Here is a 25754-nt window from a genome sequence, read left to right on the forward strand (position 1 = left end):
CTCCCCGGGACCGACTAGCCCCGGATACCCCGCCGCGCCGCAACCAAAGCGGGAACTTTCGGTCACCGTGGGTAGCGTTACTCCCTTGGGCGAAGGAAATGCCGGGTGGCGCGCAGCGCGAGCCGGACGCTTTCCTGGGCACCGACCTGGATGGCCAGCGTGGTGCGCGGAATCTCCAGTGCGTAGGGGATGTCCGGGGGCAGCGCGGCGAGGATGCCCCGCACGTCGATGCCGCCCTCGCCGGGGAACAGCCGCTCGTGCCGGGCGGTGTGGATCAGTTCGTCCCGACTGGACGGTATCCGCGCCGGGGCGTCGCAGACGTGGGCGAAGTGGAACCAGTCGCGGGGGAGCCGGCGCAGTTCCTCGATGCTGGACCGGGACCGGGCGAAGTGCAGCAGGTCGACCAGGATGCCGGCGTTGGGCCGGTCGGCGGCGCGCAGCACCCGGCTGGCCGCGGCGAGATCGGGCGTCTCGGTCCAGGACGGGAACTCGAGGTCGACGGTGAGGCCGAGCGGGGCCGCCAGGTCGCACAGCTCGGCGAAGTTCGCGGTCTTGCGGGCCGGATCGGGATCGGGCAGCTGGGTGATCACGTGCCGGGCGCCCAGCTCGGCGCCGACTTCCAGCACCCGCAGGAAGTCCCGGACCTTCTCCGCCGGGCCGATCCGGGCCAACTCGACGTCCAGCACCCCGACGCCGGTACCGGCCAGCCGTGCTTTGGTTTCCCGCAGCAGCACCGGATCGCCGGCCAGCGGGTAGTGCGGTTCGTCCGGGGTGACCCGGGTCAGCCGCAGGCCGACGTAGCGGTAGCCGGCGCCGGCGGCGGCCTCGATCAGCTCCGGCGGGGACAGGCTCAGCGCGGACAGGTGGGCGAGCGAGTAGTCGGGTACCGGCTGGGCGCGGGTGGCCGCCGGCCCGGGCTCCCGGGTGCGCAGCCGGCTGCGCCGGTGTGCGGCCATCCGGACCGGCGCCGTGCTGGTGGCCCCGTACCCGGCATACCCGCCGATCCGTTGCACCACTTCGAAGAACACTCGGGATCCGAGGATCTCGGTGTAGAAGTGCAGGTACTCGCCGTGCTCGTCGCGGTCGTAGAGCACCGAGTGCTCGCGCAGTGCGGCAAGTAGCTCCGGCGCAAGGGTTTCCCGCGCGTCGAGGTCATCGTAGTAGTTGTCCGGAATGGACAGTAGCGGAGCGCCGCGCGCCCGCATCGCCTTGGCGCTTGCGATCGCGTCGGCGGTGGCGAACGAGACGTGCTGCGGCTCGGGAACGGCCGGCGCCCAGTCGCCCCGGCGCAGCAATGCCGCGTTGAGGGTGATCCGCACGTGGTGCGCCGGGTCGGTCGCGGCGCGGGTGCGGATCAATCCGTACGGCGCGGCCAACTCGGTGGGCGGCTCGGGACGCAGGCCGAGCACCGCACGGTAGAACAGGTAGGACCGGTCGAAGTCGTCGAACGGCTCGGTGAGCGAGACGTGGTCGGTGCCGGTCACCAGCCCGGCCCGGCCCGGCGGCGCACCGGTGGGAGCGAAGTCCGCCAGCCACCCGGTGTCCCGGGTTTCGGTGCGGCAGAAGAAGATGGCGGTTCCGTCCGGGGCGGCCACCGAGCAGAGGTCCGCCTCGGTGGGTTGCCGGGCGCGCGGCAGAACCGGCGCGAGCAGCCGCTCGGCCCGGCCGGCCGAGGCCGCCGGGTCGGGGCTTTCCACGGCCAGCGCGCAGATCGCGGCGGTTGCCGGCGACGCGCCGGGCCGCGGTGCGGCGTTGAGCAGGATCCGGGCCTCGCCCTGCTGCCAGAGCTGCACCGGCTTGGACCTGTGCTGTCCGACGTGGGTGAAACCCAGCGCCGCCAACGTGTTCGCCAGCACCGGCCCGGAGGTCTCGTCCACGGCAAGTTCGGTGAACACGTGCCCGCCAAGCTCCGGGCCGACGGTCTCGTCGAGCGCGAGCAGCGAGCGCATGGCGTCCACCGCGGCCGGCCGCGGGTCGGTCTGCCGGAAGATGTCGTTGAACACCTCCAGCGACACCGGGCCGGCGTACCCGGTGGCCCGTACCGCTCTGGTGAACCCGGTCAGGTCGAACGATCCCTGTCCGGGGAAGAGCCGGTGGTGTCGGCTGGCGTGCAGCAGGTCGGTACCCACCGGCGCCGCGTCGGCGAGCTGCACGAAGAAGATCTTCTCGCCGGGAATGGCCGCGATCCCGGCCGGATCGCCGCCTCGGGAGAGCACGTGGAAGCTGTCCAGGCACAAGCCGAGCGCGGGATGGCCGGCCCGGGCCACGATCCGCCAGGCGTGCTCGTAGCTGTTGACGAACCGGCCCCAGGCCAGTGCCTCGTAGGCGATCCGCAGACCGTGTTCCGCGGCCCGGGCGGCCAGCGTGTGCAGCTGCTCGGCGGCCAGGTCGTCGTCGTCGATCGCGTCCTCGGACACCGACGAGCAGACCAGCAGGGTGCCGGCGCCCAGCCGTTCGAGCACCTCGAACTTGCGCTCGGCCCGGCGCAGGTTGGCCGCGAGCACGCCGGGCGGGACCGCCTCGAAGTCGCGGAACGGCTGGTAAAGGTCGATGGCGAGACCGAGCCCGGCACAGTGCTCGCGGACCTGACCGGGGGACAGCGGTGACATGATCAGGTCGTGCTCGAAGATCTCCACCCCGTGGAAGCCGGCCGCGGCCGCGGCGGCGAGCTTCTCCTCGAGCGTGCCGGACAGGCACACGGTCGCGATGTCCAGGCGCGGACCCGTGGTCCGGGGCCGGTCGGCGATTGCGGTCGCGGTGCGGTCAGCCGTGCGCATGGGCCCCATGCCTCCCTTGATGGACGAGTTCGTCGAAGTGGCGCAGCATCCGGTCGGCGTCGGGCTGCCGGCCGGTGAAGATCCGCAGCGCGTCGGCGGCCTGGTGGACCAGCATCCGGCCGCCGTGCAGGACCCGGCAGCCGCGCGCCCGGGCGGTGCGCAGCAGTTCGGTGTCCAGCGGGCGGTAGACGACGTCGGCCACCCAGAGCCCGGGCCGCAGCAGCGCGGCGGGCAGCGGCAGGCCGGGGTGGCCGCGCATACCGGTCGGGGTGGCGTGGGCCAGGCCGTCGGCCGCGCGCATCGCCCCGGCCAACTCCTCGCGGGTCAGCGCTCGGGCCCGGCCGCTGCCGAACCGGCCGGCCAGCGCGGCGGCCAGCGTCTCGGCGCGCCTGCGGTCGGTGTCGAGCACGCTCACCGTCCCGGCGCCCAGGGTGAGCAGGGCGTGCCCGACCGCCGCGCCGGCGCCGCCGGCGCCGAGCAGTACGACCCGGTCGAGCGCGGCGTCGGGCAGGCCCTGGGCGACGCCGCGGGCGAAGCCGGACAGGTCGGTGTTGTAGCCGATCGCCCGGTCGCCGGTGAACCGCACGGTGTTCACCGCGCCGACCGCAGCGGCCTCGGGGGAAAGTTGGTCGAGGTGGTCCAGCACGAGTTGCTTGGCCGGATGGGTGATGTTGAGCCCGTCGTAGCCGGCCAGCCGGGCGGCGGCCAGCACCCGGCCGACCAGCGGGCCGGTGGCGGGTCCGGCGTGGTCGTCCAGGTCGAGCGTGCGATACAGATAGCGGATGCCGAGCGCGTCGGCCTCGCGTTCGTGCAGCGCGGGGCTCAGCGAGGTGCCGATGTCCGAGCCGACCAGGCCCACCAGGTAGCGAGCGGTCACCGGCACGGTGTCCCCGAAGGGAACGTCGTCCGCCAAGGGAACGTCCTCCAAGTCCTCCAAGGGAACATCCGCCAAGAGAACGTCCTCCCAGTCCTCAAGGGGAACATCCTTCAAGTCCTCCAAGAGGAACATCCTTCAAGAGGACATCCGCCAAGAACTTGGGGATTGTTGAACAATCCCCTCTTCCTAGAATGTACGAACTAGTTAGTTATACGCCGAGCGGGTCGGACATGGGAAGGGCCGCTGGCTAAAGTGGTGCGTCTCGTTACCCCGCCCCGAGGGGGAACTCCTTGGCCGCACAGCCGACCGGCCCGCCCGCCGCCGAGCGCGACGCCGACCGGACCCGCGAGGAGATCCTGGCGGTCGCCACCCGCGAGTTCGCCGACAAGGGCTACGACGGCGCCCGGGTGGACGAGATCGCGGCGAAGATGAGCACCACCAAGCGGATGCTCTACTACTACTTCGGCGGCAAGGAACGCCTCTACATCGCGGTCCTGGAGCGCGCGTACACGGTGATCCGCTCCCTGGAACAGCAACTGGACGTCGAGCACCTCGATCCGGAGGAAGCCATCCGCCAACTCGCCGAGCTGACCTTCGACCACCACGAGTCGCACCCGGACTTCATCCGCCTGGTGTCCATCGAGAACATCCACCGCGCCGAGCACATCGCCCGCTCCGACACCCTCTCCGGCCTGGCCAACCCCGCCCTGGACGTGCTCACCCGCATCCTGGAACGTGGCCGCGCCGCCGGCGTCTTCCGCCCCGACGCCGACCCCCTCGACGTGCACATGATGATCAGCGCGTTCTGCGTGTTCCGCACCGCCAACCGGCACACCTTCAACGCCATCTTCCGCCGCGACATGCTCGACCCCACCCGACGCGCGCACTACCGCGCGATGCTCGGCGAACTGGTGCTGAGCTACCTCCGCCCCCACTAGACCGGGCGGCTGGGACGGTCGCCCGCCCAACCGCCCCAGCCCGCCGAACCACGGACCGCTCCCGGCAACTCGGTGCTGGAGCCGGCGACTCGCCTTGAACGGTCGCCGTGCTCAGGAGACCTCGATCTTCCCGGTGGAGCGGGGACTGTGCGGGTCGTTGAAGAAGTACTCGCCGGGCTCGGGGAAGGTGTGGGTGTAGGACTCGCCGGGGGCGAGGCGGATGTCGAACAGGCCCTCGAAGAACTGGGTGGCACCGCGGACGTTCGCGTTCTCGGGGTGGTTGGTGAAGGTCACGGCGGTGCCGGCCGGAACCCGCAGGTGCGTCGGAGCCATCGCGTTCACCGCGGTCGACTCCGTCGCCCCGATCTGTCCGGTGGCCGGATCGTAGGTGCGTCCGATGATGACCGTGTTGCCGACCACGCCGCCCTCGACCGGACCGCCGGAGACCGGCCGGCGCACCACCGGTGGTGGAGGTGTGGGGGCCGGTGCGACCGTGCCGCCGATCCGGAACGCCCAGAGGAAGTCGCCGCGCGGCGCGGAGTTCCCGTACGGGATGCTGGTGCCGCCGGCGTACACGGCCAGGTACTGCTCACCGTCCACTTCGTACATGATCGGGCTGCTGCTGATCGCCGCGCCGGTCTGGAACCGCCACAGCTCGCGGCCGGTGCGGGCGTCCAGGCCGAGCAGGTTGCCGTCCGGCTGGCCGATGAACAGCAGATCACTCGCGGTGGTGAGAATTCCGTTGCCGTGCGCGAGCGAGTAGGGCATGCGTTTCTTCCACCGGACCCGGTTGGTGCTCGGGTCGACCGCGACGATGCCGCCGGTCTGGTACTCGCCCGGCGGGCGCAGACCGTTGCTGGCCTCGGTCAGCGAGTGCGCGGCCGCGACGTAGCCGAATCCGGTGTAGACCAGCCTGGTGCTGTGGCTGAACGACTGGTGGCTCCAGTCGGCACCGCCGCCGTGGCCCGGAATCGACAGGATCGGGATGTCCCAGTGCGGGTCGTATAAGGAGCCGCGGACGTAGTTGGGCACGGCCCGGTTCGGGTCGCCCGGTACCGCGGTGCCGAGCGGCTGGTCCACCACGGTGGTCTCGGTCCAGGCGCCCTGGCGCGGGAACGGCTGCGTGGGCCAGGTCTTCTGGCGTGCGTCCTGGGGGACCGGCCGCTCGTCGATGCCGAGCGGCGCCGAGCCGTCCCGCCGGTCGAGGATGTAGTACATGCCGGATTTGCTGCCGTAGATGACGACCTTGCGCAGCCGGCCGCGGATCCGCACGTCGGCCAGTACCGGCGCCATGGTGTTGTCCATGTCCCAGATGCCGTGGTGGATCGACTGGAAGTGCCACCGGTACGCGCCGGTCGCCAGATCCATGGCCACGATCGCGCTGGAGAACAGGTTGAGCCCGTCGCGCTCCGAACCGTCCTGTGAGGACCGGGCGCCACGGGCGTTGCCGAACGCCCAGTAGACCAGCCCGAGCTCGGGGTCGATGGCCGGGTGCAGCCACGGGGTGGCGCCGCCGGTCCGCCAGGACTCGCCCGCCCAGGTGTCGTTGCCGAACTCGCCCGGTCCGGGCGCACCCCAGAAGTGCCACACCACATCGCCATTGCTCGCGTCGAGCGCGAGGCCGGCGCCGCGGTCGCCGTCGTGCGTGCCGCAGTAGAGCCGGCCGTCGTGGTAGGTGACCGCGACCTTCTCCATGTTGCCGAAGTCGCTGATCTGCCGTTCCCACACGACCTGACCGGTCTCCTGATCCAGCGCGATGATCCAGTCGCCCCGACCGTGGGTGAACACCATGCCCTGGCCGACCGCGACGCCGCGGCGGGTCAGCGTGCCGCGGGTCTGCCGGTAGACCCATTTGGTGACGCCACTGCGTCCGTCGACGGCATGCACGTTGCCCAGTGCCGACTCGATGTAGAGCACGCCGCCGACCGCGACCGCGGTGCTCTGGTTGGTGCCGGTGGTCAGGCCGCCCTCGATCCGGTTCACCCAGACCGCACCGAGCCGCCGGATGTTGGCCGGCCGGATGTGCGCCAGTCTCGTGTAGTTCTGGTTGCCGAGGTTTCCGCCCACCTTCGGAAAGTCCCGGCCACCCGGCGTGGTGCACCGGACGCCGGGCTCGGCCGCTGCTGGGATGGCCGGGAGCAGGGCTCCGGCGGCCGCGGTCGCGGCGGCACCCTTGATCAGGTCTCTGCGCTGAAACTTCGCCATGCGGATCACTCCGGTCCGTCTAGTGGACCTAACGATCTGTGCAATGGTCCAGTAGTGTACTGCTCGCCTTGTATTTGGTGCTATAGGTCCATCTAGTGGACCAGAAGGGTCGGGCACCGTGAACAGACGATCATCAACCTGGCTGACCGCCCTGGCGAGCGCCGCCGTTGCCTGCCTGGCCACCGCTCTGGTGGTCGAGGCACCCTCGGCGGCGGGCGACCGCGACCGGCCCGGCGCGACCGAACTGGGCAACCCGGACTACGGCGTGTGCCGTGGCGACCGGCCGCAGTGCTATCACGACTGGGGCAACTTCGATCTCTCCAACGGAATCCGGGTGCTGATCTTCTCCCGCACCGCCGGACCCCGGCACGCCAACCTGGGTCCGGCCCTCGCGCCCGGCCTCAACCCACCGCTGGCCGACGCCAACGTGGCTCAGCGCGCCATCGTGCGGCTGGGCCAGGAGAACGGGTTCACCGCGGACTGGACCGAGGACATCACGCAACTCGCCACACCCGCCCGACTGTTCAACTACAACACGGTCATCTTCCTCAGCACCTCCCGCGACACCCTGGACGACGCGGCGCAAACCGCGCTGCGCCAGTACATTCGCGGCGGTGGTGGGTTCGTCGCCATCCACAACGCGTTCGGCACCGAGTACAACTGGCCGTGGTACGAAGGACTGCTCGGCAACGCCAACTTCTACGACCACGGCCCCAGGCAGCCCGGCACCATCCGCACCCTGTCCCGCCGCGACGCGTCGACCCAGAACCTCCCGTCCCGCTGGACTTTCACCGACGAGTGGTACAACCTCATCCCGTTCCCCACCAACGTCCGCATCCTGGCCACGGTCGACGAGTCCTCCCTCGCCGAAGGCGTACGCGGCAACCTCGGCCACCCCGGCCACGGCGACAACCACCCCATAGCCTGGTGCCAGTACTACGACGGTGGCCGCTCCTGGGTCACCACCCTCGGCCACGACGCCACTGCCTTCACCAACCAGTCCACATCGGACGGATCGGTGTACTTCCAGAGCCTGATCGTCGGCGGCATCCGCTCCACCGCAGGCGCCACCCCGTTCTGCCGTTAACCCCGCCTCACGCCGAAGGTCCGCCGCGCTGCGCGCGGCGCACCTTCGGCGAGTCCCCCATTCCGAACCGGCGAGTTTCCCGTTCTGGCACCTGAATCACCAGTTTCGGGTGCGTGAACTGCCGGTTGAGGACCATCAGGGGGTGACCGCGCTGCGCGCGGCGCGCCGCCGCGCGCAGCGCGGCGGCGCCCGCTCGGTGCACGGCTCCACCCGAGAACTCGACCACCTTGAACCAGTGACTCCGCGGCTTGAACTCGGCACTCACCCCACCGGAACCAGCAACTCGCCCGTCCCGAATCGGCAACTCGCCGAGGAACGCCGCCACGCTCGGCGAGTTTCCAGCTCGGGCACACGAGTTGCCGGGGACGGCACATGAATCACCGGTTCACGCCGGAGCGCCCGCCAGCGCGCCCGGCCGCGCCTGCGGCGCGGCCGGGCCGTGGGCCTGGCATGAGCCGCCACGGCAACGGACAGCCCGAACCCGCTCTCGCCGGACCCGAACGGGGACTCGCCGGGCTGGGGCTGGCGACTCGTGGGTGCTGAACGGGGGACTCGCCGGGCTGGGGCTGGCGACTGGCGGGTGCTGAACGGGGGACTCGCCGGGCGGGGGCTGGCGACTGGCGGGTTCCGAAGCGGGGACTCGCCGGGCTGGGGCTGGGGCTAGCGACTGGCGGGTGCTGAACGGGGACTCACCGGGCCGGAGCCGGCGATTCGCGGGTTCCGAACCAGGGACTCGCCGGGCCGGGGCTGGCGACTGGCGGGTTCCGAATCGGAGACTCGCCGGACCGGGACCGGGGACTCGCCGGACTCGAACGGGGACTCGCCGGACTCGAACGGGGACTCGTGGGTGCTGAATCGGGGACGTGCCGGGCCGGGGTGGCGACTGGCGGGTTCCGAGGCGGGGACTCGCCGGGCCGGGGACTCGCCGGACTGGAACTGGGGACTCGCCGGGCTTTGGGTGGTGGTCAGGTGGTTGGGGTCTTGATCATGGTGAGGAACGTGTTGGCGGCGTGCCTGCGGAACAGGAGGGTGGGCGGGTTGGACAGGGAGGCCTGTTTGGTGTCGCGGTAGCCGACGAGGGTGTCGGTCCAGCCGGTTTCCACGCACGACGCGTTGTTGACGCTGTACGTGGACTTGCGCCAGTTGTCGATCACTGGACTTCCTTTCTCAGCTTGGCGAACAACGCCCGCGACCGCTTCGGGTTGAGCGCCAGGTGACGAAGGTGGTTCATCACCTTTCCATAGTCCTCCACGGCATCGGGTGCGTCGTAGTAGTACGCCGACCGCCGTGTCTCCTCGTAGGCCACCCGCCAGTCGTCATCGAATCTGAGCAGGAAGAACGCGCCAGAGAGCGCGGGATGCACGCCGACGTCGCGCGGGATCACCTGGACGTTGATGTTGGGACGGCTGGTCATGTCCAGCAGATGATCGAACTGGGCGGCCATCACCGCAGAATCGCCGACGGGCCGGTGTAGCGCCTGTTCCTCCACTACCCACCACAGCTCGGCCGGACTCTCCTCGCGGGTGATCACGGACTGCCGGCGCATCCGTAGCGCCACACTCACCTCGATGTCCACGCCCAGCGTGATCGAGGCGTGGTAGGCGATCAGCTCACGCGCGTACGCCTCGGTTTGCAGCAGGCCGTTGACGACCATTGGGTCGAAGACCTCGATCCCGTTGGCGACGGCTTCCAGCCCGACAGCCAGCTCGAAGTCGTTCAAGGAAGACGACGATTCGATGTCCTGTCGCACCGTGCTCTGCTGGTCGGGCTTGAGCTTCGCCACGGTCAGCAGCTCGAGCATCATGGGGATGCGGTCGGGGCGGCCGAAGAAGTCCAGGAGGATTTCGAGGGCGGGTCGGGACGGGAGGTTCTTGCCGCTGACCAGGTGCGTGAACCCGACCCGGGACACGCCGAGGCGTTCGCCGGCCTGGGTGTGGGTCTTGCCGGCCTGCTCGCACAGCCGGTCCAGCTCGTAGCGGAGCACCCGGCGCGCGACCTGGGGACCGAAGGTCACCTGCACGTCGTCGTTCCTTCCGTGTGTGTCGCACACCGTAGCCGGTCCGGTCGACGCTGGGTATTCGGTGATCGTTACCCGTTCCGCACCGTCTCATCACTGGCGGTTACAGTGCGCCGGTCGTAACATGTTCCCGACATTGCGGAACATGTTCCGTACGGTACTGGTAAGGAGGCTGGCTGATGAGTATCACTTCGTTCGGGGTCACGTTGGAGCCCGGGGACACGATCGAGTTCTGGGCCAGCCGGTCGGAGGAGACCGCCTGGGTCGCGATCCAGGTCGCCGGTGCGCAGTGCGAGATCCGGATGGAGCGGCCGCATGTGGAGGCGCTGCGCGATCAGATCCCCGGGGTGCTGCTGGGGCTGGGTCGGGCCGCGGCGGACGAGGCGGTGTGCGGGCAGGCCGAGGTCGCGGCCGAGCGCGCCACGGATGCGGCGACCAGGGCGCTGGACCGGGCGCGGGTCGCCGAGCAGGCGGGCGCGCACGAACTGGCCGCGTCCCTGCGAGCGGCCGCGGCCGAGGCGACCGCCAGTGCGACCGCGGTGGACGCGGTCGTGGCGGCCTTCGTGGACGCGACGCTGCACGCCGATGCCGCGGCGGACCGGTTGATCTGCGCCACCTGGCGGGCCGACGCCGCGTTGGGCCGATAAGCAACCAATGGTTGCGCGATGGCGGCTGGCGGGCTAATGTGATGCGCAACCAAGAGTTGCGTATGGAGTGGAGCGTATGGAATACGGCAGCATCGAGCGGGAGATCCATGTCGACGCCACGCCCGAGGTGGTCTTCGAGGTGGTCAGCAGCCCCGAGCACATCGCGGAGTGGTGGAGCGACGACGCCGAGTTCGAGGCGCGGCCCGGGGCGGTCGGTGAGCTGGTCTGGGGCGACCGGGCGGAGGTCGTTCCGATCACGGTCGTGGCCGCCGAGCCACCCCGGCTGTTCTCGTTCCGCTGGTGCTACCCGGATCGCAGGGTCGACGAGTCCGCGCACACGCTGCTGGTGACCTTCGAACTGGCCCCGTCGGGCAGCGGTACCCGGATCCGGCTCACCGAGACCGGGTTCCGGGAGATGGGCTGGGCGGAGGCGAAGCTGGCCGAGCAGTACCAGGACCACGTCGTCGGCTGGGACACCTTCGTTCCGCGGCTCGGCGAGTACGTCATGCGGCTGGTGTCCACGCCGTGACCGCCGCCGTCGACGACGACCTGTGGTCCGCGGTCGGTGACCCGACCCGTCGGCGGATGCTCGACCTCTTGCTCGCCGACGGCGACGGCACGGCAACCAGCCTCAGCGAGCGGTTGCCGGTGACCCGGCAGGCGATAGCGAAGCATCTGGTCGTGCTCGACCGCGTCGGTCTGGTGCACGCCACACCGACCGGCCGGGAGCGGAGGTACCGGGTGGACGAGGCACAACTGGCCCGTGCGGTCGCGCAGTTGTCCGCGGTGGGCGCGGCGTGGGACGCCCGGCTCCGGCGGATCAAGCGGATCGCCGAAGCCATCCAGAAAACCAGAAACCAAAAGGAGAACTGACCATGGTGGACATCCTGCACAGCGTCGGAATCAAGTCGTCGGCGGCCGAGGTCTACACGGCCCTGACCACCGCCGAGGGCCTTGCCGGCTGGTGGACGACCGACACCAAGGGCGAAGGGAACGACATCGGCGGCACCCTCCAGTTTCGTTTCGGCGCAGGCGGCTTCGACATGAAGGTCCGCGAGCTCGACCCGGACCGGCACGTCCGGTGGGAGGTGGTTGACGGCCCCGAGGAATGGATCGGCACCCACGTGATCTGGGACCTCACCCAGACCGACGACTACACCAGGATCCTGTTCAACCACCAGGGCTGGAAAGAGCCCGTCGAGTTCATGCACCACTGCAGCACCAAATGGGCCGTGTACCTGATGAGCCTGAAGTCCCTGCTCGAAACCGGCACCGGCGCCCCAGACCCACACGACATCAAGATCGACAACTGGAACTGAAACGTGGGTTGCTGGTTCGCCCCGGGTGGGGTGGGGTCGCGCGCAGCGCGGGCCCACCCCACCCGGGCAACCGGGTTCGGGCGCCGGAGTTAGAGGCCCAGGTAGATCTGGCGGACGCGGGGGTCGGCGCGGAGGGAGGTGGAGGTGCCGGTCATGGCGACTTGGCCGTTCTCGATGACCAGGCAGGTTTCGGTGGCTTCGAAGGTGAGTTTGGCGTTCTGTTCCACCAAGAGCAGAGCATGGCCGGCGGCGCGGAGGCGGTGCAGGACGGCGAGGATGTTCTCGATGAGTTTGGGGGACAGGCCCATGGAGGGCTCGTCGAGCAGGATGAGTTTGGGGCGGGACATGAGGGCCCGGCCGACCGACAGCATCTGTTGCTGGCCGCCGGAAAGGGCACCGGCCAACCGGTGGCGCATCTCGCCGAGCATGGGGAACAGGTCGAAGACCTCGGTCATGGTCTCCAGGGTCGGGCCGCGCCAGGGGCGGACGTAGGCGCCCAGCAACAGGTTCTTCTCGACGGTGAGGCCGGGGAAGACGTGCCGGCCCTCGGGGACGTAGCCGATGCCGCAGCGGACGATGTTGCGGGGGCGCACCCGAGTCAGGTCGTGCTCGCCGAAGCGGATCGCCTCGGCGGTGCGGGGGACCAGGCCCATCAACGCCTTCAGGGTGGAGGTCTTGCCGGCGCCGTTCGCGCCGATGATGCCGACGCACTGGCCGGTGCCGACCGTGAAGCTGATCGAGTTGACCGCTTGGACGCCGCCGTAGTGCACGGAAAGGCCCGACACGACCAGGCCGTCGGTCATCGGCTCCGCATCTCGTGGGCTCGGTGCCGGGACGGTGTCCAATGACTCGCTCGCTTGCTCGCTCATCGCAGGACCTCCGTCTCCACCTCGGCGGCGATCTCCGCGGTGTTCATCGAGTCGCCAAGATATGCCTCGATCACCTCTGGGCGCACGGCCACCTCGGCCGGCGTGCCTTCGGCGATCACGCCGCCGCTGGCCAGCACCGTGACCCGGTCGCACAGCGACATCACCAGGCCCATGTTGTGCTCGATCAGCACCACCGTCACCCCACTGTCCCGAATGGACCGAACGATCTCGCCGAGCTGCCCGACCTCCTGCCCGTTCAGCCCGGCGGCCGGCTCGTCGAGCAGCAGCAGGGTCGGGTTGGTCGCCATCGCCCGCGCGATCTCCAGCCGCCGCTGGATTCCGTACGGCAGCGCCCGCGGCGCCGCGGCGGCGAACTCGGCCAGACCGAACCGCTCGAGCAGATCGCCGGCCTGCCGGCGCAGGGCCCGCTCGTCGCGCCAGACGCCCACCGGCCACAGGGCATACCGCCACACCGACCGCATCGGCGAGCGGTCCAGCGCGACCAGAACGTTCTCCAGCACGGTCAGCTGTCCGAAGAGTCTCAAATTCTGGAACGTTCGGGCGATCCCGAGCCGGGAGAGCTGGTACGGGCGCCGGCCGGTCACCACCCGTCCGTTCACCGTCGCGCTGCCCGTGCTCACGCTGTAGATGCCGCTGACGATGTTGAACAGCGTGGTCTTGCCGGACCCGTTCGGGCCGACCACGCCGCGGATCTCGCCCGGCTGCACCGACATCGACACGTCGACGAGCGCCTTCAGCCCACGGAACTGTTTGCTGATCCCGGAGATCTCCAGGCTCGCCCCACCGGTGTCCGAAGCGGCGGGATCGGACCGGAACGAGCGCAGCTCGGCGCGCTCCTCGATCGGCGGAGTGCGGCGCAGTGCCCGGCGAAGCCGCACCGGAATGCCGGCCAGACCGGTCGGCGCGAACACCACCATCAGCACCACCGCCGCGCCGAAACCCAGCTGGGCGTAGACCGAGAAGTCGACCAGCGCCTCGCGCAGCAGGGACAGCGCCAGCGCCCCGACCACACAGCCGACGATGCTCTGCCGGCCGCCGATGATCACCATGGCGAGCAGCAGGAACATGTTGGCAATGCTGAAGGTTTCCGGAGCCACGTACCGGACCAGCCCGGCGTAGAGCACACCGGCGACCCCGCCGTACAGGCTGGCCAGGACGAACGCGACCAGCCGCAGCACCGGCACCGACGCCCCGATCGCACCGGCGGCCAGCGAGTCGTCGCGCATCGCCCGCATCCGCCGGCCCAGCCCGGTGTGCGCCACGAACAGGGCGAACGCCAGACCCAACCCGAACACGATCAGCTCGACGTAGTAGTAGAGGTACTCGTTGGTCAGGTCGATGCCGAACAGCGACGGCATCTCCGGCAGCCCGGAGATGCCGTCCGCGCCGCCGGTGAGCGTGCTGTTGGTGACCCAGTTGGTGAACGCCAGCGCCAGCCCGAGCGTGACGATGCCGAGATAGTGCGACTGCATCCGCAGCGCCGGGATGCCGACGAAGATTCCGGTCAGCGCCGCCGCGAGCATGGCCAGCACCGCCGAGGTCCAGAACCCGAACCCGGCGTTGGTGGTCAGGATCGCGAGCGTGTACGCGCTGACCCCGAAGAACGCCACCTGGGCCAGGTTGATCTGCCCGGCGACGCCCATCGCCAGGCCCAGCCCGATGGCCAGCAGGGCGAACACGATCGCGATGTCGACCACGTGGATGCCGTAGAAGTCCAGCTGGTACGGCAGAAACCAGGCGAGCACGGCGATCGCCGCGACTCCGATGATCCGCACTCTCATGCCCGGTTCACCGTCCGCTCACCGAACAGGCCGGTCGGCCGGATCATGATGATCACCGTGAACACCAGGAACACCACCAGCTCCGAGTAGGCCTGGAACCGGCCCGCCGCGAACGAGTCCAGCACCCCGATGGCCAGGCCGCCGACGATCGCGCCGGGGATACTGCCGAAGCCGCCGAGGATCGCCGCGGCGAACCCCTTGATGCCCAGCGACCCGCCGAGCGTCGGGTTCACGTAGAGCAGCGGCGCCACCAGCGCGCCGGCCAGGGCCGCCAGACCGGCGCCGATGGCGAACGCGATGGCGTTGCTGCGCCCCACGTGGATGCCGACCGCGGTGGCCGCCTCGTGGTCCATCGCGACCGCCTGCATCGCCACGCCGCGCTTGGTGCGCTGCAGGAACATCATCAGCGCCACCGTCGCGACCGCGGCGATGCCCAGCACCACCAGGCTGTACGTGCGGATCCGGATGCCGAACACGTCCAGCGGCGCGGTGTCCACCGGCGAGGGCACCGCGTGTCCGGTGGCGCCCCAGATGATCGTGGCCAGCGACTCGAGGACCACGCCGAACCCGATCGTGCCGATCAGCATCAGGTCGAAGTCCTTGTTCTCCAGCGGTCGCAGCACCCGTTCGATCACCAGTCCGATCAGACCGGTGACGCCCATCGCCACCGGAATGGCGAGGAAGAACGGGAGCCGCGCCGACATGTAGAACGTCGAGGCCGCGTAGGCGCCGATCATGACCACCTGGCCGTGGGCGAAGTTGACCAGGCCCATGGTCCGATACACGATCGAGAACCCCATGGCCACGAGGGCATAGACCGCGCCGAAGCTGAGCCCCCCGACCAACGTCTGGAAGAAGACCTCCATCTGTGCTAGCTGGTGGACTCGGCGACGAGCTTGCCGGACTTGATGATGCCGATCGCGGTGGCGTGGATGCCGACCCCGGTCTCGTCGTAGGCGAAGTTGCCGAGCAGCCCCGCGTGCTTGGTGGCCCGGATCGCGTCGGCCAGTTCCTGTCCGGTGGCCCCGTTGCTGTTCTTCAGCGCGGTGAACAGGATCTGTGCCCCGTCATAGGCCTTGGCCCCGTGCAACTCGGCCTCCTCGTTGAACGCCTGCTGGTAGGCCTTGGCGAACGCCCGGGAGGCGTCGCTGGTGTCGTTGCTCAGGTAGGGCGAGCTGACCACCGTTCCCTCCACATTGGACACTCCGGCGGTGTCGAAGTAGACCGGGGTGCCCATCGGCGCGGCCCCGGCGATCGTCACGGTCAGGCCGAGCTCGCGGGCCTGCTTGACGATCAGTCCGGCCGCGACCTCCTCGGCGCCGACGAACAGCACGTCGGGTGCCTTCTGCCGGATCGAGGTCAGCGCCGCGCTGAAGTCCTTCTGGTCGGTGGTGACCACTTGGTCGTCGACCGGGGCCACGCCACGGCTGGCCAGCGCCTTGGTGAACGCATCCCGCTCACCCTTGCCGAACGACCCGTTGTTGGTGATCAGCGCGATCTTCTTCAGGCCCTTCTGGTCCACCAGGTACTTCGCCAGCGTCTCGTCGTAGGTGATGCTGGTCGGCCCGTTGAGGAACGCGAACGGGCTCTTGGTGGCGGCGATCGCCGGCGACTGGCCGGAGGTGATGTTGGGAATCTTGGACTGTTGCAGGGTGGGGATCATGGCCACGGTGACCGCGCTCTCCGCGGTGCCGATCATCGCGATGAAGCCCTCACTGGAGATCTTGCGGGCGAGGTTCGTGCCGACCGTCGGGTCACCCTGGTCGTCGAACAGTTCGAGCTGGATCTGCCGGCCGTTGATCCCGCCGTTGGCGTTCCACTCGTCCGCGGCCAGCTTGGCGCCTTTCCACTCCCACTGACCCAGTGAGCTGAGCTGTCCGCTCTGCGCGTTCACCACCGCGATCTTGAACGGACCCTCCGAACTGGACGACTCGGAGGACGAGCCGCCCGGAGCGCTGCACGCCGAGCCCGCGGCGATCGCCAGGCCCGCGAGCAGTCCAACTATCCGTAACCTAGCCATGAGTTCTGTCACCTCGTTGTGCGGATTTTGTCGTGAACTACTCGAAAACACCCTGGTAGATGTCCTTGATGTTCCAGTGGCCCGGGGTGGGCACCGGCTCGTTGACCATCGGCACGTCCAGCACCGCCGGCCGGCGTCGCTGGACCGCCTCGCGCAGCGCGGCGGCGAGATCTTCCGGCCGCTCCACCGCGTAGCCGTCGGCCCCGCAGGCCCGTGCGAACGCGGCGAAGTCGGGGGAGTACGGGTTGCCGGCGGGATCGTGGAACTCGCAGCCGAAAGCGGTGCCGAAGTTGGCCGCCTGCAGGTCCGCGATCGTGCCGTGCGCCCGGTTGTTCATCACCAGGAAGATCACCGGCAGGCCCTGTTCGACGGCCATCGGAACGGCCGGCAGCTGCGCGCTCATCCCGCCGTCGCCGATCAGCGCGACGACCACCCGGTCCGGCTCGGCCAGTTGCACCCCGACCGCGGCGGCCGGGCCGAAGCCCATTGTGGACAGTCCGCCCGGGGTGATGAACCGGCCGTCCGGCGGCAGCTCGTAACACTGCGCGACGCCGTTCTTGTTCCAACCGACATCGGTGACCAGGACCGCGTCCGGCGGCAGCCCGGCGCGCAGGTCGGCGAGGATGCGTTCGGGCCGAAGCGGAAAGTCGTCCGAGCGGCCGCGCTCCCGGCTGGCCGCGAACAGCTCGCGCCGTTCGACGGCGATGCTGTCGCGCAGCTCGGGCCGCCGAAAACCGTTGGGCCGCAAGGTGGTCACCGCGTCCGCGATCGCCTCGACGGCCAGCGCGGCGTCGGCGACCGCGCCGATCTCCACCGGGTAGTTCCGGCCGATCTCGGCCGGGTCGATGTCGATCTGGATCAGCCGTCCGGGTGGGAACCGCCAGGTGTAGTCCGGGTTCCAGGAACTGGCGTCGGTCTCGGCGAACCGGGTGCCGATGGCCAGCACCACGTCGGCGCCGAGCGCGTACTTGTTGGTGAACTCCAGGCCCCAGAACCCGGTCATGCCCAGCACCAGCGGATGCCGGTCGGAGACGGTGCCCTTGGCCATCAGCGAGTGGGCGACCGGAATGTCCAGATGCTCGGCCAACCGCAGCAGCGCGCCACGCCCGGCGGGACCACGCAGCCCGCCGCCGACGTAGATCAGCGGGCGTTCGGCGGCGAGCAGTGCCTCGGCGATGCGCCGCGCGTCCGCCGTGGCGAGCGCCGGCACCGGTGCCTGGCCGGGCAGCGGTGCCGGCACGGTGCCGATCTCCCGGCAGAACACGTCCATCGGCACGTTGAGCAGGACCGCTCCGGGCCGGCCGGACGCGGCGGTCCAGAACGCCCGTTCGGTGAACCGGGGCAGATCCTCGGCCCGGCGCACGTGCCAGGCCCGCTTGACGAACGGCCGGAAGATCGCGGTCTGGTCGGCGTCCGTGTGCAGGTTCACCTCCTGGTGCGGATGCCGCCCGGAGAAGTACGACGGGACATCGCCGGCGATGGTCACCATCGGGACCGAGTCGAGCGCGGCGGTGGCGACGCCGGTGACCGCGTTCATCAGCCCCGGTCCCACGTGCACCAGCAGCACGCCGGGCCGCCCGGTCATCCGTGCGTAGCCGTCGGCGGCGTGCGCGGCGGCCTGCTCGTGCCGGGCGATCACGAACCGGATGTCGCTGCGCCGCAGCGCATCCAGGACGGCGATGTTGGTGTGGCCGCAGGTGCCGAACACGGTCCGCACGCCGTAGGACCGGAGTTGGGCCACCAGGACCTCGGCCGCGGTGCTGGTCATCTCGCTCAACTTTCCTCGCCCCAGATGGACATTCCGCGCAGGATCAGCGTCTTGACCACCGTGTAGTCCTCGATCATGTGTCCGGGTGACTCGCGGCCGAAGCCGGAGTCCTTGACCCCGCCGAACGGGACGTGGTCCAGGCGGTAGTTCGACGACCCGTTCACCACGAGGCCACCGACCTGTAGCTCCCGCCATGTGGTGACGATCGTGTTGATGTCGCTGGTGAACAGCCCGGCCTGCAACCCGAACCGGCTGCGGTTGCAGGTGTCGATCACGCCGGCCAGGTCGTCGAAGGGCAGCACGGCGACCAGCGCGCCGAACACCTCCTCGGCCACCACCGCGCAGTCCTGCGGCGGGTCGGCCAGCACGGTCGGGTGCAGGGTGGCCCCGTCCCGGGTGCCGCCGAGCAGCAGGGTCGCGCCCCTGGCGACCGCCTCGGCGGTCCACTTCTCCACCCGCGCGGCGGCGTCCTCGTCGACCATCGACCCCACGTCGGTGCTCTGGTCCAACGGGTCGCCCACTCGCAACCGGGCGACCTCGGCGCGGAACGACTCAAGGAACTCCGCATAGCGCGAGCGCTGCACGTAGACCCGTTGCACCGAGATGCAGCTCTGCCCGGAGTTGGAGTACCCGGTGCGGGCGCAGGTCCGGGCGGCGTTGGCGATGTCGGCGTCGGCGCACACGATGGTCGCCGCGTTGCCGCCGAGTTCGAGCACCAGCCGCTTGGCACCGGCCGCGCGGGCGACCGCCGCCCCGGTCGCGGTGCTGCCGGTGAAGCTGATCACGTCCACCTCGGGCGCGGCGCACAGGGCCGCACCCACCTCGGCGCCGCCGTGCAGCAACTGCACCGCCTCGGCCGGCAGGCCGGCCTCGAGCAGCAGCGCGACCACCGCGGCGGTGGTCGCCGGAGCCTGCGGCGGAGCTTTGACCAGGGTGCTGTTTCCGGCGGCGAACGCGGCGCCGAGCTTGTGCGCCAACAGGTTCGCCGGGGCGTTGAACGGGGTGATGGCCAGCGCCACCCCGGCCGGCGCGCGGAAGGTCAGCGCCGTGTCGCCGACACCCCGTGGCCAGCCGGCGACCGGGAGCGTCACGCCGCCGATCTGCCTCGTCTCGGCCGCGCACACGGCGAGCGTGTCGGCCACCCGGTCGATCTCGCCGCCGCCGTCCCGAACCGGTTTGCCCAGTTCCAGCGCGATCAGCCGGGCCAGGCCGGCGCGGTGCTCGGTGGCCAGCCGGGCGGCCCGGTCGAGGATGGCGGCGCGGGCGGCCGGGGCAAGCGCCGCGACGGTGCGGGCGCCGGACCGGGCGAACCCGAGCGCGGTGCGGATCTGTTCCGGTGCCGCTGGGTAGGACCGGGAGACCGTTTCACGGACGTAGGGACCGATCCGCGGCACCGGTTGGCCGTCCGCCACCCAGTGCCCGGCGACGAAAGCCGGTGCGTCCGCCGGTGACCCGGCCGGATCGAGAACCTCGTGCAGCACCCGTCTTCTCCTCGTGAACCATCTAGCGGTACAACTAGACCGCTCTACGGACTGCGTGTAACGTACGGCCAGCCACTACCGCTGGCAAGAGTTCGAGGCAAAGATGGTGGATCGTTGTGGCAAAAGGGGACAGCGCGGTGACCCAACCGGATCGGACCGCTGAGCGGCCCTGGGATGGCACCGGTGACGCCGGTGAGACGCAGGGCGTGCGGAGCGTGCAGCGCGCCATCGACATCCTGGGCCTGCTCACCGAGGCCCAGCCGGCGATCTCGATCGCGGAGATCGTCCGGGCCACCGGCCTGGCCAAGACCACGGTCATCCGGCTGGTGCAGACGCTTGAGCAGAACGGCCTGTTGTGGGCCACCGCCAAGGGGTACATGGCCGGGCCGAGCCTGTGGCGCTGGGCGCACCTGGCGCGGGGGAGCTGGGAGCTGCCGCCGGAGACCAAGGAGCTGATGCGCGGCCTGGCGGCGCGGGAACGCGAGACGGTCAACCTGTACGTGGTCCGCGACATCTACCGGGTCTGCGTGGCACAGCAGGAAAGCCCGCAGCCGCTGCGCCATGTCGTGCACGTCGGCGACGAGCTTCCGTTGTGGGCGGGCGCTTCCTCGAAGGTCCTGCTGCGCGACGCCAATCCGGCGCTGCTCGCCCGGATCGCGCGCGGCTCCCCGTACGGGGCGGACTACGACAAGGCCCTGCGGGCCCACGTCGACGAGGCCGCGGTCGCGGGGTACGCGGTCAGCCACGGCGAGCGCGAGGCGGGGCTGTCCGCGGTGGCGGTGCCGGTCGTCGGCCGCACCGGCTCGGTGGTGGCCGCGCTGTCGTTGAGCGGTCCCACGGTCCGGTTCCCGGACGAGCGGGTCAGCGAGTTCGTCACCGCGCTCACCGAGGTGGCCGGATACATGACGGAACGGGGATTCGACCACCCGTTCCGGGTGTAGTCCGATGGAAAAGCCTCCGCTGCGCGGAATCCGGGTACTCGACCTGACCAACGTGCTCGCCGGCCCGTACTGCAGCTACCAACTGATGCTGTTCGGTGCGGAGGTGGTGAAGATCGAGGTGCCCGGCTCCGGCGATCTGGCCCGGCACCTCGGCCCGGAGCCGGAACTGAACCGCGCCGGTCTCGGCGCCTCGTTTCTGGCGCAGAACGCGGGAAAGCGGTCGATCGAGCTGGACCTCAAGGATCCGGCGCAGCGGGAGACCTTCCGCGAGCTGATCCGCGGTGCCGACGTCTTGCTGGAGAACTTCCGGGCCGGCGTGCTGGACCGCCTCGGGTTCGGCTGGGAGGCCCTGCGTGCGGTGAACCCGGCGCTGGTCTACTGCGCGATCTCCGGGTTCGGCCAGACCGGGCCGATGAGCCAGGCCCCCGCCTACGACCAGATCATCCAGGGCCTGTCCGGAATGATGAGCATCACCGGCACCGAGGACACCGCACCGCTGCGGGTGGGCTTCCCGGTCTGCGACACGGTCGGCGGGCTGATGGCGGCGCTGTCCATCGCGGCCGCGCTGGTCGGCCGGGACCGCACCGGGCAGGGCTGCTTCCTCGACCTGTCCATGCTCGAGGCGTCCATCTCGGCGATGGGCTGGACCGTGTCGCACTACCTGATCAGCGGCACCCCGCCGGCGCCGATGGGGCAGCAGAACGTGACCGCGGCCCCGTCCGGCACGTTCAGCACCGCGGACGGCCCGCTCAACATCGCGGCCAACCGGCAGGCGCAGTTCGAGAAGCTGTGCGACCTGGTCGGCCGGAGCGACCTGATCACCGACCCCCGGTTCGCCGACCGTGAGGCACGCAAGCACAACCGGGAGGCGCTCAACCGGGAGCTGAACCGCGCGCTCTCCGTACGCACCGCCGCCGAGTGGGAGCGGATCCTGCCCGCGGCCGGGGTCCCGGCGGCCCGGATCCTGTCCGTGCCGCAGGCGGTCGAGTCGGAACAGTTGGCGCATCGGGGTTTCTTCACCGAGCTTCCGTTCCCCGGCGACCCGGCCCGGGTGGTTCGGGCCAGCGGCAACGGCGTGCTGGTCGACGGCGAACCGCTGCGCCCGTCCGGGCCGCCGCCGGTACTCGGCGAGCACAACGCCGACGCCGACGCCTACATCACCGCGTGGCGGCCGCCGCTGGTCGCCGGGGAGTTCTCCTGATGGCGACGACCGAGCACGAGGTGGCGGACTGGTGGGCGACCGCCATCTGCCGGATGGAGCCCGGCGTCGTCGAACTGCGCGGCACACCGATCCAGGACCTGATCGGCTCCGCCAGCCTTGTCGACGTGGTATGGCTGGTGACCAGGGGCCGGCGGCCCGACCCGCGCGAGTCTGCGCTGCTCGAGGCGGCCATGGTCGCCTCGGTCGACCACGGTCCACAGGCCCCGTCCATCGCGATCGCCCGGATGGCGATCACCTGCGGCGTCGCGCTCAACAACGCCATGGCCTCCGCGGTGAACGCGCTCGGCGACGTGCACGGCGGCGCCGGGCAGCAGTGCGTCGAACTGCTCAACACCGTCGTCGAGCGGGAGTCGGCCGGGCTCCCGCTGCCCGACGCGGCGCGCGCGGCGATCGGCGACCTGCGGTACGTGCCGGGCTTCGGCCACCGGTTCCACCCGGTCGACCCGCGCCGCGACCCACTACTGTCCCTTGTGGACGATGCGGTGGCCGACGGCGTCGTCGCCGGCGACCACATCCGCGCCGCCCGCGCGGTGGAGACCCTGCTCAAGACGGACCGCTCCCGCCCGGTTCCGATGAACATCGACGGCGCCACCGCGGTCATCTACGCCGAGCTGGGCTTCCCACCGCCGCTGGCCCGCGGCCTGTTCGTGCTCAGCCGCAGCGTCGGCATCCTCGCGCACGCGTGGGAGGAGAGCACCGAGGGCCGGCGCAACAAGGGCCCCATCCCGCCCTCGATCCTGCCCACCTTTCGGACCGACTGACGTCGTAGCCGTTCCCGGTCACCCACCGCCTCCGGGCCCGTGAGAAACTGGCGTCCACCTCACCGAAAGGAAAGATCGTGACCGGGCACGTCGAAACGCTGGAATTTCAGTCCGAGGCGCGACAGCTGTTGCAGTTGATGATCCATTCGATCTACTCGAACAAGGACACCTTCCTGCGGGAGCTGATCTCCAACGCGTCCGACGCATTGGACAAGCTGCGCCTGGAGGCGTTTCGGGACAAGGAGCTCCAGGTCGACACGGACGACCTGCACATCCTCATCGAGGCCGATCAGGAGGCACGCACGCTCACCGTTCGGGACAACGGGATCGGCATGAGCAGGGACGAGGTGGTCGGCCTGATCGGCACGATCGCGAAGTCCGGCACCGGGGAGTTCCTGCGCCGGTTGCGGGAGACCCAGGACGCGGCCGTGTCCCAGGAGCTGATCGGGCAGTTCGGCATCGGCTTCTACTCCAGCTTCATGGTGGCCGACAAGGTCACGCTGGTGACCCGGCGGGCCGGGGCGGACGAGGGCGTGCGGTGGGAGTCCAGCGGGGAGAGCACCTACACGATCGAGCCGGTGCCGGACGCCGCGCAGGGCACCGCGGTCACCCTGCACCTCAAGCCGGAGAACACCGAGGAACACCTCTACGACTACACCGACACCGCGAAGATCACCGAGATCGTCAAGCACTACTCGGACTTCATCACCTGGCCGGTGCGGCTCGGCGAGGAGACGATCAACTCGCGCAAGGCGCTGTGGGCCCGGCCGCAGAGCGAGGTCACCGAGGACGAGTACGCCGAGTTCTACAAGCACATCAGCCACGACTGGAACAACCCGCTGGAGACCATCCGGGTGCAGGCGGAGGGCACCTTCGAGTACCAGGCGCTGCTGTTCATCCCGGCCCAGGCGCCGCTCGACCTGTTCATGCGCGAGCGCAAGCGGGGTGTGCAGCTCTACGTCAAGCGCGTGTTCGTCATGGACGACTGCGAAGAGCTGATGCCGGAGTACCTGCGCTTCGTCAAGGGCGTGGTGGACGCGGCCGACCTGTCGCTGAACGTGTCGCGGGAGATCCTGCAGCGGGACCGGCAGATCCAGCTGATGCGCCGCCGGCTGGTGAAGAAGGTGCTGTCCACGGTCAAGACGATGATGGCCGACGCACCGGAGACCTACACCAAGTTCTGGGGCGAGTTCGGCCGGGCGGTCAAGGAGGGACTGCTCGACGACACCGAGAACCGGGACGCGATCCTGGACATCGTCTCGTGCGAGTCCACCCACGATCCGGAGCAGCAGACCACGCTGGCCGACTACGTGTCCCGGATGCCCGAGGCGCAGCAGGACATCTACTACATGACCGGCGCGTCGCGGACCGCCATCGAGAGCTCCCCGCACCTGGAAGCCTTCCAGGCCAAGGGCTTCGAGGTGCTCATCCTGACCGACCCGGTCGACGAGATGTGGGTCGACGCCGTTCCCGGCTACTCCGGCAAGCAGTTCCAGTCGATCGCGAAGGGCAAGGTCGACCTGGACTCCGAGGAGGACAAGGCCGCGGCCGAGGAGCGGCAGAAGGAGTTCGCCGACCTGCTCGGCTGGATGTCCACCGTGCTTTCCGAGCAGGTCAAGGAGGTCCGGCTGTCGTCCCGGCTGACCACCTCGCCGGCCTGCGTGGTCGGTGACACCTACGACCCGAGCCCCACCCTGGAGAAGCTGTACCGCAACATGGGCCAGGAGCTGCCCCGGATCAAGCGCATCCTGGAGCTGAACCCGACCCATCCGCTGGTGACCGGGCTGCACGCCGCGTTCGGTGAGCGCGAGGACCGCGATCCGCTGGCCGAGACCGCGGAGCTGCTCTACGGCTTGGCGCTGCTCGCCGAAGGCGGCGACCTCGCCGATTCCAACCGGTTCATCAAGCTGGTGGCCGACCGCCTTCAGCGGACCCTGTGAGTCGGCGCCGGAACCGCTTGCCGGGCTTGAAGACGCTGAGCACGGTGGCGAGGGTGAGCGCGGCGACGTCGTAGGCTGCCGCGCCGATCAGCCAGGCCGTGGTGTCGGCGCCGGTGGCTCGCATGGTTTCGGCGTTGGGGCCGATGATGAGGGCCCCGACCAGAATCACGGAGGCGATCAGCCCGAGCTTGATGGTGACCCACGGGTACCGGAACACGCCCCACTTGGTGCCGAGGCTGAGCGCGATGCCGCTGAGCAATGCGCCGAAGCTCAACGGAATCCCGAACACGGCGGAGAACATCTGCAACGTCTCCACCAGGTCCCCGGCATCGGTCGGGTCACCGGCGGCCCTGATCGCGACCGCCAGGAACCCGGCCGAGTCACCGAGCAGTCCCACCGAGAGCACGATGTGCGCCGTGAGCAGCCCCTGCCGCACCCGCCGCGACATGGGCATCCGGATGGTCGGTGCCGTGCGTGTCCTTTCCGCCGTGACAGTCATGCCACCCAGCGTGGCGGCGCGGCAGGTTTGAGACATCCGGGATCACCCCGACTCGCCCCCGGGGAATCCGCCACGGCACCCGGACCGGCGACTCAGGTGCCGCAACCAGCAACTCGCCGGCCCGGAACGGGCAACTCGCCGAGGATCGCCGCCACGCTCGGCGAGTCGCCGGCACGGGCACATGAACCGCCGGCTCGGGCAGACGAGTTGTCGGCTCGGGCAGACGAGTCGCCAGCGAGGGGCACATGAACTGCCGGTTCGGGCGGAGGGCCGGCCAGCGCGCCGGGCCGCGCCCGGCGCCGCAGGCGCCTGGCGCGGGCCTGGCTTGCGTGGCCATGGCACGGCCCCTCACTGGCAATTCACCGGACTGGAGGCGGGGACTCGCCGCGCCGGAACCGGTGATTCGGTTGCTGGGCGTGGCGGCTCGGGGGCTGGAAGTGGGGTTTCGGTTGCTGGGCATGACCCGCAGGCTCGGTCCGGCCTCGGGTGCTGGTGCTGGGGTTTCGGTTGCTGGGCTTGGCGGTTCGGGCTGCGGAGTGCGGCCAGCGCGCCGGGCCGCGCCTGCGGCGCGTCCCGGCGCCGCA

At 70.1% G+C, this 25754-nt stretch carries 23 protein-coding genes and 1 pseudogene; 10 read left to right on the forward strand and 14 right to left on the reverse strand.

Features of this window, described 5'->3' with window-relative positions; all coding sequences use genetic code 11:
* Positions 1 to 77: 77 nt before the first annotated feature.
* From VFV67_RS08650 to VFV67_RS08660, 3 genes and pseudogenes are all read right to left on the reverse strand, one after another.
* On the reverse strand, positions 78 to 956 hold the full coding sequence (locus tag VFV67_RS08650; RefSeq protein WP_326468690.1) for a sugar phosphate isomerase/epimerase: 879 nt from the start codon (positions 954 to 956) through the stop codon (positions 78 to 80).
* A pseudogene (locus VFV67_RS08655) lies at positions 930 to 2777 on the reverse strand (bifunctional sugar phosphate isomerase/epimerase/4-hydroxyphenylpyruvate dioxygenase family protein); the annotation flags it as partial. The pseudogene VFV67_RS08655 and the gene VFV67_RS08650, both read right to left, overlap by 27 nt.
* Positions 2764 to 3654: a shikimate dehydrogenase gene (locus VFV67_RS08660; protein WP_414636208.1), complete on the reverse strand. Its 891-nt coding sequence runs from the start codon at positions 3652 to 3654 to the stop codon at positions 2764 to 2766. The gene VFV67_RS08660 and the pseudogene VFV67_RS08655, both read right to left, overlap by 14 nt.
* A 290-nt stretch (positions 3655 to 3944) precedes the next feature.
* Between VFV67_RS08660 and VFV67_RS08665 the strand changes: the two genes are divergently transcribed.
* Positions 3945 to 4592, forward strand: coding sequence for a TetR/AcrR family transcriptional regulator (locus VFV67_RS08665; RefSeq protein WP_326468622.1), 648 nt, complete (start codon positions 3945 to 3947; stop codon positions 4590 to 4592).
* Between the two features lie 111 nt (positions 4593 to 4703).
* Here the strand turns inward: VFV67_RS08665 and VFV67_RS08670 are convergent, their stop codons facing one another.
* Positions 4704 to 6797 (reverse strand): PQQ-binding-like beta-propeller repeat protein, encoded by a 2094-nt coding sequence (locus VFV67_RS08670; RefSeq protein ID WP_326468623.1) that lies wholly within the window; start codon positions 6795 to 6797, stop codon positions 4704 to 4706.
* A 118-nt stretch (positions 6798 to 6915) separates the two neighbouring features.
* Here VFV67_RS08670 and VFV67_RS08675 point away from each other — a divergent pair, with 118 nt between their 5' ends.
* On the forward strand, positions 6916 to 7884 hold the full coding sequence (locus VFV67_RS08675; protein ID WP_326468624.1) for a ThuA domain-containing protein: 969 nt from the start codon (positions 6916 to 6918) through the stop codon (positions 7882 to 7884).
* A 7-nt stretch (positions 7885 to 7891) separates the two neighbouring features.
* Here VFV67_RS08675 and VFV67_RS08680 read toward each other — a convergent pair whose 3' ends face one another.
* The 3 genes from VFV67_RS08680 to VFV67_RS08690 all read right to left on the reverse strand — a co-directional run bounded on the left by VFV67_RS08680 (position 7892) and on the right by VFV67_RS08690 (position 9904).
* Positions 7892 to 8209 carry a hypothetical protein gene (locus VFV67_RS08680; protein ID WP_326468626.1) on the reverse strand — a complete coding sequence of 106 codons (318 nt, stop codon included), beginning with the start codon at positions 8207 to 8209 and terminating at the stop codon, positions 7892 to 7894.
* A gap of 640 nt (positions 8210 to 8849) precedes the next feature.
* On the reverse strand, positions 8850 to 9038 hold the full coding sequence (locus VFV67_RS08685; RefSeq protein ID WP_326468627.1) for a DUF397 domain-containing protein: 189 nt from the start codon (positions 9036 to 9038) through the stop codon (positions 8850 to 8852).
* Positions 9035 to 9904: a helix-turn-helix transcriptional regulator gene (locus VFV67_RS08690; RefSeq protein ID WP_326468628.1), complete on the reverse strand. Its 870-nt coding sequence runs from the start codon at positions 9902 to 9904 to the stop codon at positions 9035 to 9037. Before VFV67_RS08690 ends, VFV67_RS08685 begins: the two co-directional genes overlap by 4 nt.
* A 176-nt stretch (positions 9905 to 10080) precedes the next feature.
* Here VFV67_RS08690 and VFV67_RS08695 point away from each other — a divergent pair, with 176 nt between their 5' ends.
* The 4 genes from VFV67_RS08695 (at position 10081) to VFV67_RS08710 (ending at position 11867) form a co-directional block, all read left to right on the forward strand.
* Positions 10081 to 10548 (forward strand): hypothetical protein, encoded by a 468-nt coding sequence (locus VFV67_RS08695; RefSeq protein WP_326468629.1) that lies wholly within the window; start codon positions 10081 to 10083, stop codon positions 10546 to 10548.
* Positions 10549 to 10624: 76 nt separating this feature from the next.
* Positions 10625 to 11077, forward strand: a complete 453-nt coding sequence (locus VFV67_RS08700) for an SRPBCC family protein (protein ID WP_326468630.1) — start codon at positions 10625 to 10627, stop codon at positions 11075 to 11077.
* A complete protein-coding gene (locus tag VFV67_RS08705; protein WP_326468631.1) occupies positions 11074 to 11421 on the forward strand; it encodes a metalloregulator ArsR/SmtB family transcription factor in 348 nt (115 codons plus the stop codon). Before VFV67_RS08700 ends, VFV67_RS08705 begins: the two co-directional genes overlap by 4 nt.
* A 2-nt stretch (positions 11422 to 11423) precedes the next feature.
* A complete protein-coding gene (locus VFV67_RS08710) occupies positions 11424 to 11867 on the forward strand; it encodes an SRPBCC domain-containing protein (RefSeq protein ID WP_326468633.1) in 444 nt (147 codons plus the stop codon).
* A gap of 89 nt (positions 11868 to 11956) precedes the next feature.
* On the opposite strand, the gene VFV67_RS08715 is transcribed toward VFV67_RS08710, so the two are convergent.
* The 6 genes from VFV67_RS08715 to VFV67_RS08740 are packed head-to-tail and all read right to left on the reverse strand — an operon-like array spanning position 11957 to position 19807.
* Positions 11957 to 12736 carry an ABC transporter ATP-binding protein gene (locus tag VFV67_RS08715; protein WP_326468635.1) on the reverse strand — a complete coding sequence of 260 codons (780 nt, stop codon included), beginning with the start codon at positions 12734 to 12736 and terminating at the stop codon, positions 11957 to 11959.
* Positions 12733 to 14538, reverse strand: a complete 1806-nt coding sequence (locus VFV67_RS08720) for a branched-chain amino acid ABC transporter ATP-binding protein/permease (RefSeq protein ID WP_326468636.1) — start codon at positions 14536 to 14538, stop codon at positions 12733 to 12735. The genes VFV67_RS08715 and VFV67_RS08720 overlap by 4 nt, the downstream gene beginning before the upstream one ends.
* Positions 14535 to 15404, reverse strand: a complete 870-nt coding sequence (locus VFV67_RS08725; RefSeq protein ID WP_326468637.1) for a branched-chain amino acid ABC transporter permease — start codon at positions 15402 to 15404, stop codon at positions 14535 to 14537. Before VFV67_RS08725 ends, VFV67_RS08720 begins: the two co-directional genes overlap by 4 nt.
* 5 nt (positions 15405 to 15409) lie before the next feature.
* Positions 15410 to 16558, reverse strand: a complete 1149-nt coding sequence (locus VFV67_RS08730; protein WP_326468639.1) for an ABC transporter substrate-binding protein — start codon at positions 16556 to 16558, stop codon at positions 15410 to 15412.
* Between the two features lie 37 nt (positions 16559 to 16595).
* On the reverse strand, positions 16596 to 18326 hold the full coding sequence (locus VFV67_RS08735; protein ID WP_326468641.1) for a thiamine pyrophosphate-binding protein: 1731 nt from the start codon (positions 18324 to 18326) through the stop codon (positions 16596 to 16598).
* 5 nt (positions 18327 to 18331) lie between these two features.
* Positions 18332 to 19807: an aldehyde dehydrogenase family protein gene (locus tag VFV67_RS08740; RefSeq protein ID WP_326468642.1), complete on the reverse strand. Its 1476-nt coding sequence runs from the start codon at positions 19805 to 19807 to the stop codon at positions 18332 to 18334.
* A gap of 137 nt (positions 19808 to 19944) precedes the next feature.
* Between VFV67_RS08740 and VFV67_RS08745 the strand changes: the two genes are divergently transcribed.
* From VFV67_RS08745 to htpG, 4 genes are all read left to right on the forward strand, one after another.
* Entirely contained in the window at positions 19945 to 20748 is an 804-nt protein-coding gene (locus tag VFV67_RS08745; RefSeq protein WP_326468643.1) for an IclR family transcriptional regulator, read from the forward strand.
* A 4-nt stretch (positions 20749 to 20752) separates the two neighbouring features.
* Complete coding sequence (locus tag VFV67_RS08750; RefSeq protein ID WP_326468644.1) at positions 20753 to 21949, forward strand: CoA transferase; 1197 nt, start codon at positions 20753 to 20755, stop codon at positions 21947 to 21949.
* Positions 21949 to 22731, forward strand: coding sequence for a citryl-CoA lyase (locus tag VFV67_RS08755; protein WP_326468646.1), 783 nt, complete (start codon positions 21949 to 21951; stop codon positions 22729 to 22731). Before VFV67_RS08750 ends, VFV67_RS08755 begins: the two co-directional genes overlap by 1 nt.
* Positions 22732 to 22808: 77 nt before the next feature.
* Entirely contained in the window at positions 22809 to 24671 is a 1863-nt protein-coding gene (gene htpG, locus VFV67_RS08760) for a molecular chaperone HtpG (RefSeq protein WP_326468647.1), read from the forward strand.
* On the opposite strand, the gene VFV67_RS08765 is transcribed toward htpG, so the two are convergent.
* Positions 24634 to 25170, reverse strand: a complete 537-nt coding sequence (locus tag VFV67_RS08765; RefSeq protein WP_326468649.1) for a hypothetical protein — start codon at positions 25168 to 25170, stop codon at positions 24634 to 24636. The genes htpG and VFV67_RS08765 overlap by 38 nt on opposite strands.
* Positions 25171 to 25754 lie beyond the last annotated feature (584 nt).

The organism is Actinophytocola sp., from assembly GCF_035762905.1.
Taxonomy (GTDB): domain Bacteria; phylum Actinomycetota; class Actinomycetes; order Mycobacteriales; family Pseudonocardiaceae; genus DASYTH01.